Origin of the sequence: Streptomyces sp. ERV7, from assembly GCF_001653515.1 — a bacterium.
Taxonomy (GTDB): domain Bacteria; phylum Actinomycetota; class Actinomycetes; order Streptomycetales; family Streptomycetaceae; genus Streptomyces.
Window position 1 is genome coordinate 1,452,749 of record NZ_LYOY01000040.1, and the last position, 16,196, is coordinate 1,468,944.

Consider the following 16,196-nt stretch of genomic DNA (forward strand, 5'->3'; position numbering starts at 1 on the left):
TCTGCCACCCCTCACCGGCACCGGGCGAGTCAGCACCCCTCTGGAGAACCGATGGGCCGATTCGTCGTGCGCCGTATCCTGCAGGCGATCCCTGTACTGATAGGCGTTACGTTCCTCATCTTCTACCTGGTCTTCGCACTCAAGGGCGATCCGATCCAGGCCCTGGCCGGCGAGAAGCGCGCCGACCCCAATGTCGCGGCGATGCTGCGTGAGCAGTACCACCTCAACGACCCGAAGATCGTGCAGTACTGGCACTACATCACCGGTGTCTTCACCGGTGACCTCGGTACCACGTACACCGGTCGCCCGATCTCGGAGATCGTCAGCGAGCGCTTCCCGGTCACCCTCAAGCTCGCCCTCACCGCGTTCGGCATCGAGGCCGTCCTCGGCATCACCGCCGGTATCTTCGCGGCGCTGAAGCGGGGCAAGTTCGTCGACAACCTGGTCCTGGTCAGCACGCTGCTGCTGATCTCGATCCCCGTGTTCGTCCTCGGCAGCGTGCTCCAGCTGGAGCTCGGCGTGAAGCTGGGGATCACCCCGGTCGCGGGCATCGACGACGGCTGGCCGACCAGCTACATCCTTCCGGCCATCGTGCTGGCGTCGACGTCGATGGCGTACATCGCGCGACTGACCAGAGCGAGCATGACGGAGTCGATCCGCGCCGACTACGTGCGCACCGCGATCGCCAAGGGCCTGCCCCGGCGCCGCGTGATCGGCATCCACACGCTGCGCAACTCGCTCATCCCCGTGGTCACCTTCCTGGGTATGGACCTCGGTGCGCTGATGGGCGGCGCGATCATCACGGAGCGGCTGTTCAACCTGCCCGGCATCGGCGGCCAGCTCGCCAAGTCCGTCTACCTGCGCGAGCGGCCCGTGGTGGTCGGTCTGGTCACCCTGCTCGTCCTGATCTACCTGGTGGCCAACCTCGTCGTAGACCTTCTCTACGCCGTGCTCGACCCGAGGATCCGCTATGAGTGAGAAGACCATCGAGAAGACCGCGCCGGCCGACGGCGCGGTGAGCGACAAGACGACCGAGGCCGAGGAGAAGGCGGCGGCCCGTCAGGCGAGCCTGCTCCGCGACGGCTGGGAGATCCTGCGCAAGCGGCCGATGTTCATCATCTCCGCCGCGGTCATCGTGATCCTGCTGGCGCTGGCGATCGCCCCCGGCCTGTTCACCTCGCGCAGCCCGTTCAGCGACGGCTTCTGCCAGCTCCAGAACTCGCTCAACCCGCCGTCGTCGGGCCATGTGTTCGGCTACGACGTCCAGGGCTGCGACATCTACACGCGCTCCGTCTTCGGCACCCGGAACTCGATCATCGTCGGTGTGGTCACCACGCTGGCGACGACCGCCCTCGGCGGTGTGCTCGGCATCATCGCGGGTCTGCGCGGCGGCTGGCTCGACGCCGTCCTCTCCCGTGTGACCGAGGTGTTCTCGGCGCTGCCGCTCATCGTCGGCGCGCTGCTGATCATGTCGATCGTCGGTGGCGGCGACGCCTGGTCGGTGGCCCTGATCATGGCCGCGCTCGGCTGGCCGCAGGTCTACCGCATCATGCGCGGTGAGGTCATCGCCAACAAGCACAACGACTACGTGATGGCGGCCAAGGCGCTCGGCGCCGACACCTCGCGGATCGCGTTCCGGCACATCCTGCCGAACACGCTGGCCCCGGTCATCGTCATCACGACGATGAACCTCGGTGTCTACATCTCGGCCGAGGCGGCCCTGTCGTACCTCGGTATCGGCATCCAGCACCCCAACATCTCGTGGGGCCTGATGATCAGTGACGCGACGGACCGGTTCCTGACCTCCCCGCACGCCCTGCTCTTCCCCGCCGCCGTGCTCAGCATCACCGTGCTGGCGTTCATCATGCTCGGCGACGTGGTCCGCGACGCCTTCGACCCGAAGATGCGCTAGGGAGGGCGTACTCCATGACCACCATTGAGAAAACGGCGGGTGTACCCGCCCCGCGTTCCGAGGGCGACTCCGCGCCGCTCCTCGAAGTCCGCGATCTGCACGTCGAGTTCCACACCCGGGACGGCGTGGCCAAGGCCGTCAACGGCGTCAACTACACCGTCGCGGCCGGCGAGACCCTCGCCGTCCTCGGCGAGTCCGGCTCCGGCAAGTCCGTGACCGCGCAGGCGATCATGGGCATCCTGGACATGCCTCCGGGCCGCATCCCGCAGGGCGAGATCCTGTTCCGCGGCAAGGACATGCTGAAGATGTCCGGCGAGGAGCGGCGGAAGATCCGCGGCCAGAAGATCGCGATGATCTTCCAGGACGCGCTCTCCTCCCTGAACCCCGTCCTCTCCGTGGGCTACCAGCTCGGCGAGATGTTCCGGGTCCACCAGGGCGCCTCCCGCAAGGAGGCCAAGGCCAAGTCCATCGAGCTGATGGACAAGGTCAAGATCCCGGCGGCCAGCGCGCGGGTGAACGACTACCCGCACCAGTTCTCCGGCGGTATGCGCCAGCGCATCATGATCGCGATGGCGCTCGCCCTGGAGCCGGACCTGATCATCGCGGACGAGCCGACCACCGCGCTCGACGTGACGGTTCAGGCGCAGGTCATGGACCTGCTCGCGGAGCTCCAGCGCGAGTTCCAGATGGGTCTGATCCTGATCACCCACGACCTCGGCGTGGTCGCCGACGTCGCGGACAAGATCGCCGTGATGTACGCGGGCCGGATCGTGGAGACCGCACCGGTGCACGAGCTCTACAAGCGCCCGGCGCACCCGTACACCCGGGGTCTGCTCGACTCGATCCCGCGCCTGGACCAGAAGGGCCAGGAGCTCTACGCGATCAAGGGCCTGCCGCCCAACCTGCTCAAGGTCCCGGCCGGCTGCGCCTTCAACCCGCGCTGCCCCAAGGCCGACGACATCTGCCGTACGGACACGCCGCCGCTGCTCCAGGTCACCGAGCGGGACGGCTCGGAGCTGACCGGCCGCGGCAGCGCCTGCCACTTCTGGAAGGAGACGATCCATGGCTGAGCCGGCCAAGAAGGACGAGGCCGTGGACGCGACTCCCAGCGTCACCGACGTCGTGAAGAAGGACGCCTCGACGACGACCGAGGTCGAGGCGCTCCTCGACGTCAAGGTCGACCGCGGCGAGCCGATCCTGCAGGTGCGCAACCTGGTCAAGCACTTCCCGCTGACCCAGGGCATCCTGTTCAAGAAGCAGATCGGCGCGGTCAAGGCCGTGGACGGGGTCTCCTTCGACCTCTACCAGGGTGAGACCCTCGGCATCGTCGGCGAGTCCGGCTGTGGCAAGTCCACCGTCGCCAAGCTGCTGATGACGCTGGAGCGGGCGACCGCCGGCGAGGTCTTCTACAAGGGCCAGGACATCACCAAGCTGTCCGGCCGCGCGCTGAAGGCCGTCCGCCGCAACATCCAGATGGTGTTCCAGGACCCGTACACGTCCCTGAACCCGCGGATGACGGTCGGCGACATCATCGGGGAGCCCTTCGAGATCCACCCCGAGGTGGCTCCCAAGGGCGACCGGCGCCGCAAGGTCCAGGAGCTCCTGGACGTCGTGGGCCTCAACCCGGAGTACATCAACCGGTACCCGCACCAGTTCTCCGGCGGTCAGCGCCAGCGCATCGGCATCGCCCGCGGCCTCGCGCTCAACCCCGAGATCATCATCTGCGACGAGCCGGTCTCCGCGCTCGACGTGTCGGTCCAGGCGCAGGTCATCAACCTGATGGCGAAGCTGCAGGACGAGTTCAACCTCTCCTACATCTTCATCGCGCACGACCTGTCGATCGTCCGGCACATCTCGGACCGCGTCGGAGTCATGTACCTCGGCAAGATCGCCGAGATCGGCTCGGACGAGGAGATCTACGAGCACCCGACGCACCCGTACACCCAGGCGCTGCTCTCCGCGGTGCCGGTGCCGGACCCGGACGCGCGCGAGCACCGGGAGCGGATCATCCTCACCGGTGACGTCCCGTCGCCGGCCAACCCGCCGTCGGGCTGCCGCTTCCGCACCCGCTGCTGGAAGGCGGAGGAGCGCTGCTCCACCGAGGTCCCGCTGCTCGCGGTGCCCGAGCGCTTCCGGGGCCAGGACACCCCGGCCGCGCACGAGTCGGCGTGCCACTTCGCCGAGGAGAAGGACGTCGTGGGCGCGGCCTGACCGCGTCCCACCCACACGTTCGCACGGAAGGGGCGCCCGGAACCTCACGGTTCCGGGCGCCCCTTCCGTGTGCCCGGGTACCCGGGTAATTGCGTTGCGGGGCGGGCGACTTGGGCCCGACAGTGGGCGGATGGAGAACGGGACGCGGGTCAGGGCCGCCACGACCGAGGACGCGGAAGCGGTGTGCGCGCTGCTGAACGCCGTCGACGAGATCGAGATCGGGGCGCCCGAGACGGCGCTGGGCGAGGTCGAGGAGGACCTGGCGAAGGCGCGCGAGGCGTGGGTGGCCGTCGAGGGCGGCCGCACCGTCGCGTACGCGGCGATCCTCGACGCGGGCGCGGACGGCGGCGTCGACATCGACCACTATGTGCTGCCCGACCGCCAGGACGCGGGCATCCGCCTGCTCGACCTGGCCGAGGCGCGCTCGCGCGAGCTCGCCGCCGAGGCGGGCGCGCCCGAGGCGGTGGTCCACCTCCATCTCAACGCGGCTCCCACCATGGACGCCGCCCTGCTCACCGGGCGCGGCTGGCGCACGGTGCGCCGCCACCACGTGCTGACCCGCCCGATCGCCCCCGGGGCCGACCCGGTCCCCGAGCCGCCCGCCGGGGTGCGGCTGCGCCCCTGCGCGGACGACGCCGACCGCCGGGCCGCGCACCGCCTCCACCAGGAGACGTTCGCCCGCCACTTCGACTTCCGCCCGCAGGGGTACGAGCAGTGGCTGCGGCAGGTCGCCCCCGACTGGCCCCTCGTCTGGATCGCGGCCGTCGAGGGCATCGGCGACGCGGCGGTCCTGATCACCCGTGACGACCGCGAGGGCATGGGGTGGATCCGCACCCTGGGCGTCCTCGAACAGGTCCGCGGCCGGGGCCTGGCCAGCCACCTCCTGCGCCACGCCTTCGCGGTGTACGCACTCCGGGGCCGCGACACGATCGGCCTCGGCGTCGACACCGAGAACGTCACGGGCGCGCTGCGCCTGTACGAGTCCCACGGCATGGGCGTGCACTACGCGGTGGACACATGGGAGGTACGGCTGGGGGTGTGAGGGCGGCCTTCCGCGGCCTTCCGACGCGTTCCGTACGCCCATCCGGGCGCGGTGAACGTGCGCTCCGTCCTCTTCTGGGGTGATATTTGGGCCTAAGTGAGACTTGGGACTCTAGGAGGACTCCATGCGCGGAGCCACGCATGCCAAGTGGACCGCATGTGCGGTGGTCGTCGCCCTGGCGGCGACGGCCTGCGGCGGCGGAGACAGCGGCGGCGGCAGTGGTGCCTCCGGCATCGTGAGCTCGTCCTGGGGTGATCCGCAGAACCCGCTGGAGCCCGCCAACACCAACGAGGTGCAGGGCGGCAAGGTCCTCGACATGCTCTTCCGGGGGCTCAAGCGGTACGACCCGAAGACCGGCGAGGCCAAGGACATGCTCGCCGAGAAGATCGAGACCACCGACTCGACCACCTTCAACGTCACCGTCAAGGACGGCTGGACCTTCTCCGACGGCGAGAAGGTCACCGCGAAGTCCTTCGTGGACGCCTGGAACTACGGCGCCGACCTCCGGCACAACCAGAAGAACGCCTACTTCTTCGGGTACATCGAGGGCTACGACAAGGTCCACCCCGACAAGGGCGACCCCAGCGCGGAGACCCTCTCCGGGCTGAAGGTCACCGGGGAGCGCACCTTCACCGTCAAGCTCAACCAGAAGTTCTCCACCTGGCCCGACACCCTCGGCTACAACGCCTTCGCCCCGCTGCCCAAGGCCTTCTTCGACAACCACTCGGCGTGGCTGTCCAAGCCGGTCGGCAACGGCCCGTACACGGTGAACTCGTACACCAAGGGCTCCAAGCTGGAGATGCGCAAGTGGGACGGCTACCCCGGCCCGGACAAGGCGCAGAACGGCGGCGTCGACCTCAAGGTCTACACCGACAACAACACCGCCTACACCGATCTGACCGCGGGCAACCTCGACCTCGTCGACGACGTGCCCGCCTCCCAGCTCAAGAACGTCAAGGCGGACCTCGGCGACCGGTACATCAACACCCCGGCCGGCATCATCCAGACGCTCGCCTTCCCGTTCTACGACGACGCCTGGAACACCCCGGGCGCGGTGAAGGTCCGCAAGGGCCTGTCGATGGCGATCAACCGCGCGCAGATCACCGACACGATCTTCCAGAAGACCCGCACCCCGGCCACCGACTGGACCTCGCCGGTGCTCGGCGCCGACGGCGGCTACAAGGACGGGCTCTGCGGGGACGCCTGCAAGTACGACCCGGCCGGGGCGAAGAAGCTCATCGAGGAGGGCGGCGGGATCCCCGGCGGCCAGGTGAAGATCTCCTACAACGCGGACACCGGCTCGCACAAGGAGTGGGTCGACGCCATCTGCAACAGCGTCAACAACGCGCTGGGCAACGACAGGGCGTGCGTGGGCAACCCGGTCGGCACCTTCGCCGACTTCCGCAGCCAGATCACCCAGAGCAAGATGTCCGGCCCGTTCCGGGCGGGCTGGCAGATGGACTACCCGCTGATCCAGAACTTCCTGCAGCCGCTGTACTACACCAACGCCTCCTCCAACGACGGCAAGTGGACCAACGCCGAGTTCGACAAGCTGGTCAACGAGGCCAACGCCGAGACGGACAAGGCCAAGGCCGTCGACCTCTTCCAGAAGGCCGAAGGGGTGCTGCGGGACCAGATGGGCGCCATCCCGCTCTGGTACCAGAACGGCAGCGCCGGCTACTCGACCCGGGTCTCGAACGTCGCCCTGAACCCGTTCAGCGTCCCCGTCTACAACGAGATCAAGGTCAGCTGACGCCGGCGGAGGTGCGGCCCGGCGCGCGTCCCGCGCCGGGCCGGACCCCTTCCCCGACTCTCGGAGCAGTTCATGGGACGTTATGTGATCCGGCGTCTGCTGCAGATGATCCCGGTCTTCTTCGGCGCCACGCTGCTGATCTTCCTCATGGTCAACGTGATGGGCGACCCCATCGCGGGGCTCTGCGGCGACAAGGCGTGCGACCCGGCGACCGCCACCCGCCTCAAGCGGGAGTTCGGCCTCGACAAGCCGGTCTGGCAGCAATACACGACGTACATGGGGAACGTGTTCACCGGTGACTTCGGGACCGCGTTCAACGGCCAGAAGGTCACCGAGCTGATGTCGACGGCCTTCCCCGTCACCATCCGGCTCACGATCATCGGGATCCTCTTCGAGATCGTCATCGGCATCAGCCTCGGCGTGGTCACCGGTCTGCGGCGCGGCCGCCCGGTCGACACCGTGGTGCTGATCCTCACCCTGGTGGTCATCGCGATCCCGATCTTCGTCACCGGTCTGGTGCTCCAGCTGCTGCTCGGCGTCGAGTGGGGGTGGATCAAGCCCTCGGTCTCCCCGGAGGCGCCGTTCGACGAGCTGCTCATCCCCGGTCTGGTCCTCGCCTCGGTCTCGCTCGCGTACGTCACCCGGCTCACCCGGACCTCGATCGCGGAGAACTCCCGCGCCGACTACGTCCGCACCGCCGTCGCCAAGGGCCTCCCCAGACACCGGGTGATCACCCGGCATCTGCTGCGCAACTCGCTGATCCCGGTGGTCACCTTCATCGGTACGGACGTGGGCGCCCTGATGGGCGGGGCGATCGTGACCGAGCGGATCTTCAACATCCACGGCGTCGGCTACCAGCTCTACCAGGGCATCCTGCGCCAGAGCACCCAGACCGTCGTCGGCTTCGTGACCGTTCTGGTGCTGGTGTTCCTGGTGGCGAATCTCGTCGTCGACCTCCTGTACGCCGTACTCGACCCGAGGATCCGCTATGCCTGAGCCCGACTTCGACGAAGGTGCGATCTCCGCGACCGGCGCGGGCGGCATCGGCCAGGGAGCCATCGCCCCCACCGGCACCGGCGCCGCGATGGACCTCGCGATCAGCGAGGGAGCGACCCTGGAGAAGACCCCGGGAGGCCCGGAAGGCACGGGCCCCGCGGGCAAGCCCCGCAGCCTGTGGGGCGACGCCTGGCGGGACCTGCGGCGCAACCCGGTCTTCATCGTCTCCGGCCTGATCATCCTCTTCCTGGTCGTCATCTCGCTGTGGCCGTCCCTGATCGCGAGCGGCAACCCGCTCAAGTGCGACCTCTCCAAGGCCCAGCTGGGCTCCCGTCCCGGCCACCCCTTCGGCTACGACGGCCAGGGCTGCGACGTCTACACCCGGACCGTCTACGGGGCCCGCGCCTCGGTCACCGTCGGCGTCTGCACGACCCTCGGGGTGGCGCTCTTCGGCTCGGTCCTGGGCGGGCTCGCCGGGTTCTTCGGCGGCGGCTGGGACGCGCTGCTCTCCCGGATCACCGACATCTTCTTCGGCATCCCGGTGGTCCTGGGCGGTCTGGTCTTCCTGTCCGTGGTCACCTCGACCACCGTCTGGCCGGTGATCGGCTTCATGATCCTGCTGGGCTGGCCGCAGATCGCCCGGATCGCGCGCGGCTCGGTGATCACCGCCAAACAGAACGACTACGTCCAGGCGGCCCGCGCGCTCGGCGCCTCCAACTCGCGGATGCTGCTGCGCCACATCACGCCCAACGCGGTGGCCCCGGTGATCGTCGTGGCGACCATCGCGCTCGGTACGTACATCTCCCTCGAAGCCACGCTCTCCTACCTCGGCGTCGGCCTGAAGCCGCCGTCCGTCTCCTGGGGCATCGACATCTCGGCCGCCTCCCAGTACATCCGCAACGCCCCGCACATGCTGCTGTGGCCGGCCGGGGCGCTGGCGGTCACGGTGCTGGCGTTCATCATGCTCGGCGACGCGGTGCGCGACGCCCTCGACCCCAAGCTGCGCTGAGGAGTTGGACGCCATGCTGCTCGAAGTGCGCGACCTCCAGGTCGAGTTCAGGACCAGGGACGGCATCGCCAGTGCCGTCAACGGGGTCACCTACTCGGTGGCGGCCGGTGAGACGCTGGCCGTGCTCGGCGAGTCCGGCTCCGGCAAGTCGGTGACCGCGCAGGCCGTGATGGGCATCCTGGACATGCCGCCGGGCCGGATCACCGGCGGCGAGATCGTCTTCCAGGGCCAGGACCTGCTGAAGCTCAAGGAGGACGAGCGGCGCAAGGTCCGCGGGTCCGGGATGGCGATGGTCTTCCAGGACGCGCTGTCCTCGCTCAACCCGGTGCTGAGCGTGGGCGCGCAGCTCGCGGAGATGTTCACCGTGCACCGGGGGATGTCCCGGGCGGACGCCAAGGCCAAGTCCATCGAGCTGATGGACCGGGTGCGGATCCCGGCCGCCAAGGAGCGGGTCGGGCAGTATCCGCACCAGTTCTCCGGCGGTATGCGCCAGCGGATCATGATCGCCATGGCGATGGCGCTGGAGCCCGCGCTGATCATCGCGGACGAGCCGACCACCGCGCTCGACGTGACCGTCCAGGCGCAGGTGATGGACCTGCTCGCGGAGCTCCAGCGCGAGATGAACATGGGTCTGATCCTGATCACCCACGACCTCGGGGTGGTGGCGGACGTCGCGGACCGGATCGCGGTGATGTACGCGGGCCGGATCGTCGAGGAGGCCCCCGTCCACGAGATCTACAAGGCCCCGGCGCACCCGTACACCAAGGGCCTGCTCGAATCGATCCCGCGCCTGGACCAGAAGGGCCAGGAGCTGTACGCGATCAAGGGCCTGCCGCCCAATCTGATGCACATCCCGTCCGGCTGCGCCTTCCATCCGCGCTGCCCGATGGCGCAGGACGTGTGCCGCACCGACGTGCCGCCGCTGGGACACGTCTCCGAAGGCCGCAGGAGTGCGTGCCACTTCTGGAAGGAGTGCCTGAATGGCTGAGGCGATTCTGGAAGTGCGCGATCTGGTCAAGCACTACCCGCTGACCCAGGGCATCCTCTTCAAGAAGCAGGTCGGCGCGGTGAAGGCGGTCGACGGGGTCTCCTTCGACCTGGCGGCCGGCGAGACGCTGGGTATCGTGGGGGAGTCGGGCTGCGGCAAGTCGACGGTCGCCAAGATGCTGGTGAACCTGGAGCGGCCGACGGCGGGGCAGATCAAGTACAAGGGCACGGACATCACCGAGCTGTCCGGCAAGGCGCTCCGGTCCGTGCGCCGCAACATCCAGATGGTGTTCCAGGACCCGTACACGTCCCTGAACCCCCGGATGACGGTCGGCGACATCATCGGGGAGCCGTACGAGATCCACCCCGAGGTCGCCCCCAAGGGCGACCGGCGCCGCAAGGTCCAGGACCTGCTGGACGTGGTGGGGCTCAACCCCGAGTACATCAACCGGTACCCGCACCAGTTCTCCGGCGGTCAGCGCCAGCGCATCGGGATCGCGCGGGGGCTCGCGCTCCAGCCCGAGATCATCGTGGCGGACGAGCCGGTGTCCGCGCTCGACGTCTCGGTCCAGGCACAGGTGGTCAACCTGCTGGAGCGCCTGCAGAACGAGTTCTCGCTGGCGTACGTGTTCATCGCGCACGACCTGTCGATCGTGCGGCACATCTCGGACCGGGTCGGGGTGATGTACCTCGGCCGGATCGTGGAGATCGGGCGGGACGCGGAGATCTACGACCACCCCACGCATCCGTACACCCAGGCGCTGCTTTCGGCGGTGCCGGTGCCGGATCCGTCGGCGCGGGAGCACCGGGAGCGGATCATCCTCACCGGGGATGTGCCGTCCCCGGCGAACATCCCCTCCGGGTGCCGGTTCCGTACGCGCTGCTGGAAGGCGCAGGAGCGGTGCACCCTGGAGGTACCGGAGCTGGCGGTCCCCGCCGTGTTCCGCCTCGCCTCCGGCCCGGCCCAGCACCCCTCGGCATGCCACTTCGCAGAGGAGAAGCAGGTGGTCCCACCGGAGTAGCCCTTCGCCCGCGGCCAGCCCGCCGCCGGGCCGCAGGTTAAGTCACGCCGCAACGGCCGCGCCGAAGCCCGCGCCCGCCGTGGTGACTGGGGTGTGCGGGCGCGGGCACCGGTTCCGAGCGGAGGCCCGGGCTCGGGTCAATGGGCTGTGTCCGTCGCCTCCTCGATCGCGGCGAGCGCGGGATCGAGCACGACATCCTCGTCCCGCGCCGCGACCGTCGGTTCCTCGGGGAAGTGGCACGCGGTCAGATGCCCTTCCCGGTTTCCCTCAATCCTTACCAGCGGCGGGGTCTCCGAAGCGCAGCGAGACTGCGCCTTCCAGCACCGCGTCCGGAACCGGCACCCGGACGGCGGGTCGATCGGGGAGGGCACGTCACCGGCGAGCCGGATCCGCTCCCGCCCCTCGCCCTCGTCGTCCACCACCGCCTCCGGCACCGCGGAGAGAAGCGCGTGCGTGTACGGGTGGCGGGGCCCGTCGTAGATCGACGCCCGGTCGCCGATCTCCACGATCCGGCCCAGGTACATCACCGCCACCCGCTGCGAGAAGTGCCGCACGATCGCCAGGTCGTGGGCGACGAACAGGAACGCGATCCCCATCTCCCGCTGGAGGTTCTGGAGCAGGTTGACCACCTGCGCCTGGATCGACACATCGAGCGCGGAGACCGGCTCGTCCGCCACGATCAGCCGGGGCTTGAGGCCCAACGCCCGTGCGACCCCGATGCGCTGGCGCTGCCCGCCGGAGAACTCGTGCGGGAAGCGGTTGTAGTGCTCGGGGTTGAGACCGACGATCTCAAGAAGCTCGCGCACCCGCTTCTCGCGGCCACCCGGCGGATTGACGCCGTTGACGGCCATCGGGTTGGAGATGATGTCGCCGACCGTCTGGCGCGGGTTCAGCGAGGCGAACGGGTCCTGGAAGATCATCTGGATCTCGGACCGGATCGGCGCCAGCTCCTTGCGCGAGGCATGGCTGATGTCCCGGCCGTCGTACGTGATGGTGCCCCGGGTCGGTTCGAGCAGACGGGTGATCAGCCGCCCGGTCGTCGACTTGCCGCACCCCGACTCACCGACCAGGCCCAGGCTCTCGCCCTGCCCGATGGCGAAGTCGACACCGTCCACCGCGCGTACGTCCCCGACATGGCGCCTGAGGACGAGGCCGGTGGTGATCGGGAAGTACTTGACGAGCCCGGCCACTTCGAGCAGGGGGGCGGACGGCTCCGGCCCCTCCTGGTCGCGGGGCCCCGGAACCTTGGTGAGGCTCAGCTGTTCGCTCATGATGTGTTCTCGACTCCTGGTCGGCGTCAGCGCAGCCGCGGCCGGATCTGCTCGGCGAAGATCGTGGACTTCTGATCGGACGTCAGATGGCAGGCCGCCCCGTGCGGCTCGTCCTCCGGGATCACCGGGCGCACGGAGCCGCACGCACCGGCCGGCACCTGGTCGGGGAAGGCGCACCGCGGATGGAAGGGGCACCCCGGCGGCGGCGCGAGCAGACTCGGCGGTGTGCCCGGGATCGGCACCAGCGGCAGGTCGACGGGCGAGTCCAGCCGGGGGATCGAGCCGAGCAGCCCCCAGCTGTAGGGGTGGCGCGGGGTGCGCATGATCTCCCGTACCGTGCCGCGCTCCACGCAGCGGCCCGCGTACATCACCATCACGTCGTCCGCGGTCTTGGCGACCACGCCCAGGTCGTGGGTGATGATGATGATCGCCGAACCCGTCTCCCGCTGGAGGTCCTTGAGCAGGTCGAGGATCTGCGCCTGGACGGTCACGTCGAGCGCGGTGGTCGGCTCGTCCGCGATGATCAGCTCGGGGTCGCAGACCAGCGCCATGGCGATCATCGCGCGCTGGCGCATCCCGCCGGAGAACTGGTGCGGATAGTCGTCGACCCGCAGCCGTGGCTGCGGGATGCCGACCTTGCCGAGCATCTGGATCGCCCGCTCCTTGGCCTCCTTGCGGGAGGCGCCCATGTGCTTCATGTACGGCTCGGCGATCTGGCGGCCCACCGTGTAGTACGGCGAGAGCGCGGCCAGCGAGTCCTGGAAGATCATCGCCATCTTCTTGCCGCGCAACTGGGAGAGGCGGCGCTCCGAGGCCCCGGTCAGCTCCTGCCCGTCGAGCAGGATCTCGCCCCGGATCGTGGTGTTGCGCGGGTTGTGCAGACCGAGGACGGCGAGGTTGGTGACGGACTTGCCGGAGCCCGACTCGCCCACGATGCCCAGCGTCGAGCCGCGCGCCAGGTCGAACGAGAGCCCGTCGACGGCCTTGACGGTGCCGTCCTCGGTGGCGAAGTGGACGTACAGGTCACGGACCGAGAGGAAGCCGCGGGACGCGTCGGCGACCGGCTTCGCCTCGGGCTTGCTGAGGGTGCTCACGGACGGTTCTCCTCCGGAGGTTCCTGGGCCCCGGGGTTCCGGGACCGTGAGGGGCGAGACGCTCTCAGGAGAGCCGGATCCGCGGGTCGATGAAGGCGTACGCCATGTCCACGACGATGTTGCAGAGGACGATGATCGTGGCGCCGATGAGCATCACGGCCATCTCCAGCGGCAGGTCGCTGCGGAGCACGGCCTGCACGGAGAGCGAGCCGAGGCCGTGGAGGCCGAAGGTGACCTCGGTGATGATCGCGCCGCCGAGCACCGCGCTGAGGTCGACGCCGAAGATGGTGACGACGGTGGCCATCGCGCCGCGCAGCGCGTACCGCAGGAAGACGTAGCGCGAGCTCATGCCCTTGGCGCGGGCCGCGCGGATATGGTCCTCCGACATCTGCTCGACCATCAGCGAGCGGGTCTGCCGACTGTAGTTGGACCAGAAGATCACCGAGAGGATCAGACAGGGCAGCAGCAGTCCCGACACCGAACCGGCCGGGTCGCTGCTCCAGTGCGGGTCGTGGCCGCGGTCGAGCAGGCCCATCTTGGTGGAGAGCAGCAGGATCGCGATCGGGCCGATGAAGTAGATCTGCACGGACTGGCCGAGCAGCGAGGCCGCGCTGGCGATCCGGTCGAAGAGCCTGCCCTGCTGCCAGGCGGAGACGAGGCCGAGGCCGACGCCGACGGTCAGGAAGATCGCCGCGCCGCCGACGCCCAGCGAGAGCGTCGTGGGATAGCGGTCGGAGATGGTGCTCCACACCAGCTGCTGGTCGGCGAAGGAGTAGCCGAAGCAGGGCGCCGGGCAGTGCCCGACGGGCATGTCGCGCCCGGCGAAGATGCCCACCATGAAGTGCCAGTACTGGACCCAGATCGGATGGTCGAGCCCCAGGTTCTTGCGGATCAGCGCGACGTTCTGCGCGTCGCAGTTCTTGCCGCAGGAGAGCAGCGCGGGGTCGGAGGGCAGGAAGAAGAACAAGAAGTAGGTGATGGCGCTGATCAGCAGCAGGATGACCGCGGCGCCGAGCAGTCGTCGCACGAGGAAACGGAGCATCGGACTCTTCCGTCTGTATGCGGTCCCCGGCCCGTGAGGCGGGCCGGGGACCGGGCCGCCACTGCTACTGCTTCACGAAGATGGTGCTCGGGTTGATGGTGCCGAAGACCTGGTTGTAGGTGACGCCGCCCAGGCCGTCGCCGTGCAGGTTGAAGTACTTGTCGTAGATGAACGGGATCTGCGACGTGTCGGTCTGCAGCACGTACTCGGAGAGCTTGCGCCACTCCTCGTTCTGCTTGGTGATGTCGGTGAGCGCCATGATCCGGTCGATCTCGGAGTTCACCTTCGGGTCGTTGAGGAACGCGTAGTTGTTGGTGCCGTCCTGGAGGTTGCGGCCGTCCATGGTCGGCGGGACCACGGTCGAGGCGCTCGGCCAGTCGGCGCCCCAGCCGGTGCGGTAGATGTCGTACGGCGTGTTCACCTTGCCGACCACCGTGTAGTACGAGGTCGGGTCGATGGCCTTGCGCTCCACCTGGAAGCCGGCCTTCTCCAGCGCCTTGGCGAGGGTCAGCGAGACGTTCTGCCAGCGCGGGGTGTTGGCGTACGCGTAACTGAGCTTGACCGGTGTGGTGACCCCGGCCTCCTTCAGGAGCGCCTTGGCCTTCTCCGGGTCGCCCATCGGCTTGGCGAGCTTGCCGAACGGGTCGAACTTCTGCCATCCGGCCACCGTCGGGCTGATCAGCGTGGTGCCGAGCTCACCCTGCGCGCCACCGCCGAACGCCTGCTGGACCTGCTGCATCGGGAAGGCGTACATGAGCGCCTGGCGGACCTTGGGGTTGGTGATCCGCTTGGTGTTGATGTTGATGACCTCGACGTACGGCTGGTACTCGTTGACGATCCGCGACTTGTACTGCGCGTCCGTCGTCAGCGTCTGCATCTTCGACGGGTCGGCGGAGCCGGACATGTTCACGGCGTACTTGTCGGGCCCGGACTGGGCGGCCATCCGGTTGGTGAGGCCGGGCTCGGCGATGCCGAGCTGGAACTCCCACTTGTCGGGGTAGGCGTTGCGGATCGGGTCGCTCTTGGGGTCCCAGTTGGTGTTGCGCACGAAGGAGAGGGACTTGCCCGGCTTGTAGTCGGCGATCTTGTACGGGCCGGACGCCACCGGGTGGTTGTTGTACTTCTGCTTGTCGTCCTTGGCCTTGGGCACCGGCGACACGTTGGGCATCGACATCGCGTACGGGGCGTCGGCGTGCGCGTCCTTGAAGTGGAAGACGATCGTCTTCTCGTTGGGCGTCGCCAGAACCGTGTCGGGCAGCTCCTTGCCCTCGTACGGGCCCGCGTAGGCCTTGCGGTAGTCCTGGCCGAGCATCCACTTCTGGACGTACTGCGGGCCCTGCGTCTGGTAGTCCGCGAAGAGCCGCTCGATGCCGTACTTGACGTCCTTGGACGTGATGGGCGTGCCGTCCTCGAACTTCAGGTTGTCCTTGAGGGTGTACGTCCAGGTCTTGGCGCCGTCCGAGGAGGTGCCGGTGTCGGTGGCGAGATCGCCCACCAGAATCGTTTTGCCGGTCTTGGCGTCGATCTTGTAGCCGGTCAGCGAGCGGTTGTAGAGCAGCTGGAGCGAGAGCATGTCGCTCACGTACTGCTGGCCCGGGTCGAGGTAGTCGAAGCCCGCCTGGTCCAGGTCGTAGGCCGTGCCCCCCGGTTTGGCCCCCTCGACGGCCACCGCCGGGCCGGCGGAGTCGGCCTTGGTGCCGAGGCCGAAGTTCTGCACCGTCGCCTTCTTCTCATCGCCCGAGGGCTTCTTCCCGTCATCGGCCCCGCCGCTGCTGCACGCAGCAGACAGTGTCAGGGTCCCCACCGCCAGAAACGCGGAGGCGTAGCGCGCCTTGCGAGTTCTCATTGATTCCTGCC

14 protein-coding genes are annotated in these 16,196 nt (G+C 68.6%); 10 read left to right on the forward strand and 4 right to left on the reverse strand.

The window, feature by feature from the left end; genetic code table 11:
* The first annotated feature begins 51 nt into the window (after positions 1-51).
* The 10 genes from A8W25_RS21185 to A8W25_RS21230 all read left to right on the forward strand — a co-directional run bounded on the left by A8W25_RS21185 (position 52) and on the right by A8W25_RS21230 (position 10,932).
* Entirely contained in the window at positions 52-978 is a 927-nt protein-coding gene (locus A8W25_RS21185; protein WP_067163663.1) for an ABC transporter permease, read from the forward strand.
* Positions 971-1,912, forward strand: coding sequence for an ABC transporter permease (locus A8W25_RS21190; RefSeq protein ID WP_067163665.1), 942 nt, complete (start codon positions 971-973; stop codon positions 1,910-1,912). The genes A8W25_RS21185 and A8W25_RS21190 overlap by 8 nt, the downstream gene beginning before the upstream one ends.
* A gap of 14 nt (positions 1,913-1,926) precedes the next feature.
* Positions 1,927-2,982, forward strand: a complete 1,056-nt coding sequence (locus A8W25_RS21195) for an ABC transporter ATP-binding protein (protein ID WP_067163666.1) — start codon at positions 1,927-1,929, stop codon at positions 2,980-2,982.
* Positions 2,975-4,123, forward strand: a complete 1,149-nt coding sequence (locus A8W25_RS21200; RefSeq protein ID WP_067163668.1) for an ABC transporter ATP-binding protein — start codon at positions 2,975-2,977, stop codon at positions 4,121-4,123. Before A8W25_RS21195 ends, A8W25_RS21200 begins: the two co-directional genes overlap by 8 nt.
* Positions 4,124-4,253: 130 nt before the next feature.
* Positions 4,254-5,165 (forward strand): GNAT family N-acetyltransferase, encoded by a 912-nt coding sequence (locus A8W25_RS21205; RefSeq protein WP_067163670.1) that lies wholly within the window; start codon positions 4,254-4,256, stop codon positions 5,163-5,165.
* A 124-nt stretch (positions 5,166-5,289) separates the two neighbouring features.
* Positions 5,290-6,918, forward strand: a complete 1,629-nt coding sequence (locus A8W25_RS21210) for a peptide ABC transporter substrate-binding protein (protein ID WP_067163672.1) — start codon at positions 5,290-5,292, stop codon at positions 6,916-6,918.
* Between the two features lie 72 nt (positions 6,919-6,990).
* Positions 6,991-7,914: an ABC transporter permease gene (locus A8W25_RS21215; protein WP_067163674.1), complete on the forward strand. Its 924-nt coding sequence runs from the start codon at positions 6,991-6,993 to the stop codon at positions 7,912-7,914.
* On the forward strand, positions 7,907-8,923 hold the full coding sequence (locus A8W25_RS21220) for an ABC transporter permease (RefSeq protein WP_067163675.1): 1,017 nt from the start codon (positions 7,907-7,909) through the stop codon (positions 8,921-8,923). Before A8W25_RS21215 ends, A8W25_RS21220 begins: the two co-directional genes overlap by 8 nt.
* A 13-nt stretch (positions 8,924-8,936) precedes the next feature.
* Entirely contained in the window at positions 8,937-9,911 is a 975-nt protein-coding gene (locus A8W25_RS21225) for an ABC transporter ATP-binding protein (protein ID WP_067163677.1), read from the forward strand.
* Positions 9,904-10,932, forward strand: coding sequence for an ABC transporter ATP-binding protein (locus tag A8W25_RS21230; protein WP_067163679.1), 1,029 nt, complete (start codon positions 9,904-9,906; stop codon positions 10,930-10,932). The genes A8W25_RS21225 and A8W25_RS21230 overlap by 8 nt, the downstream gene beginning before the upstream one ends.
* Positions 10,933-11,069: 137 nt before the next feature.
* Here A8W25_RS21230 and A8W25_RS21235 read toward each other — a convergent pair whose 3' ends face one another.
* From A8W25_RS21235 to A8W25_RS21250, 4 genes are all read right to left on the reverse strand, one after another.
* Positions 11,070-12,203: an ABC transporter ATP-binding protein gene (locus tag A8W25_RS21235; protein WP_067163681.1), complete on the reverse strand. Its 1,134-nt coding sequence runs from the start codon at positions 12,201-12,203 to the stop codon at positions 11,070-11,072.
* 26 nt (positions 12,204-12,229) lie between these two features.
* Positions 12,230-13,297 (reverse strand): ABC transporter ATP-binding protein, encoded by a 1,068-nt coding sequence (locus tag A8W25_RS21240; protein ID WP_067163682.1) that lies wholly within the window; start codon positions 13,295-13,297, stop codon positions 12,230-12,232.
* Positions 13,298-13,361: 64 nt separating this feature from the next.
* On the reverse strand, positions 13,362-14,339 hold the full coding sequence (locus A8W25_RS21245) for an ABC transporter permease (RefSeq protein WP_067163684.1): 978 nt from the start codon (positions 14,337-14,339) through the stop codon (positions 13,362-13,364).
* Positions 14,340-14,403: 64 nt separating this feature from the next.
* Entirely contained in the window at positions 14,404-16,185 is a 1,782-nt protein-coding gene (locus A8W25_RS21250) for an ABC transporter substrate-binding protein (protein ID WP_067163686.1), read from the reverse strand.
* Positions 16,186-16,196 lie beyond the last annotated feature (11 nt).

What these genes read in the sequence shown, in the direction of transcription:
- A8W25_RS21185 (WP_067163663.1), top strand. Translation starts at nt 52, where the DNA reads ATGGGCCGATTCGTCGTGCGCCGTATCCTGCAGGCGATCCCTGTACTG.
- A8W25_RS21190 (WP_067163665.1), top strand. Translation starts at nt 971, where the DNA reads ATGAGTGAGAAGACCATCGAGAAGACCGCGCCGGCCGACGGCGCGGTG.
- A8W25_RS21195 (WP_067163666.1), top strand. Translation starts at nt 1,927, where the DNA reads ATGACCACCATTGAGAAAACGGCGGGTGTACCCGCCCCGCGTTCCGAG.
- A8W25_RS21200 (WP_067163668.1), top strand. Translation starts at nt 2,975, where the DNA reads ATGGCTGAGCCGGCCAAGAAGGACGAGGCCGTGGACGCGACTCCCAGC.
- A8W25_RS21205 (WP_067163670.1), top strand. Translation starts at nt 4,254, where the DNA reads ATGGAGAACGGGACGCGGGTCAGGGCCGCCACGACCGAGGACGCGGAA.
- A8W25_RS21210 (WP_067163672.1), top strand. Translation starts at nt 5,290, where the DNA reads ATGCGCGGAGCCACGCATGCCAAGTGGACCGCATGTGCGGTGGTCGTC.
- A8W25_RS21215 (WP_067163674.1), top strand. Translation starts at nt 6,991, where the DNA reads ATGGGACGTTATGTGATCCGGCGTCTGCTGCAGATGATCCCGGTCTTC.
- A8W25_RS21220 (WP_067163675.1), top strand. Translation starts at nt 7,907, where the DNA reads ATGCCTGAGCCCGACTTCGACGAAGGTGCGATCTCCGCGACCGGCGCG.
- A8W25_RS21225 (WP_067163677.1), top strand. Translation starts at nt 8,937, where the DNA reads ATGCTGCTCGAAGTGCGCGACCTCCAGGTCGAGTTCAGGACCAGGGAC.
- A8W25_RS21230 (WP_067163679.1), top strand. Translation starts at nt 9,904, where the DNA reads ATGGCTGAGGCGATTCTGGAAGTGCGCGATCTGGTCAAGCACTACCCG.
- A8W25_RS21235 (WP_067163681.1), bottom strand. Translation starts at nt 12,203, where the DNA reads ATGAGCGAACAGCTGAGCCTCACCAAGGTTCCGGGGCCCCGCGACCAG.
- A8W25_RS21245 (WP_067163684.1), bottom strand. Translation starts at nt 14,339, where the DNA reads ATGCTCCGTTTCCTCGTGCGACGACTGCTCGGCGCCGCGGTCATCCTG.
- A8W25_RS21250 (WP_067163686.1), bottom strand. Translation starts at nt 16,185, where the DNA reads ATGAGAACTCGCAAGGCGCGCTACGCCTCCGCGTTTCTGGCGGTGGGG.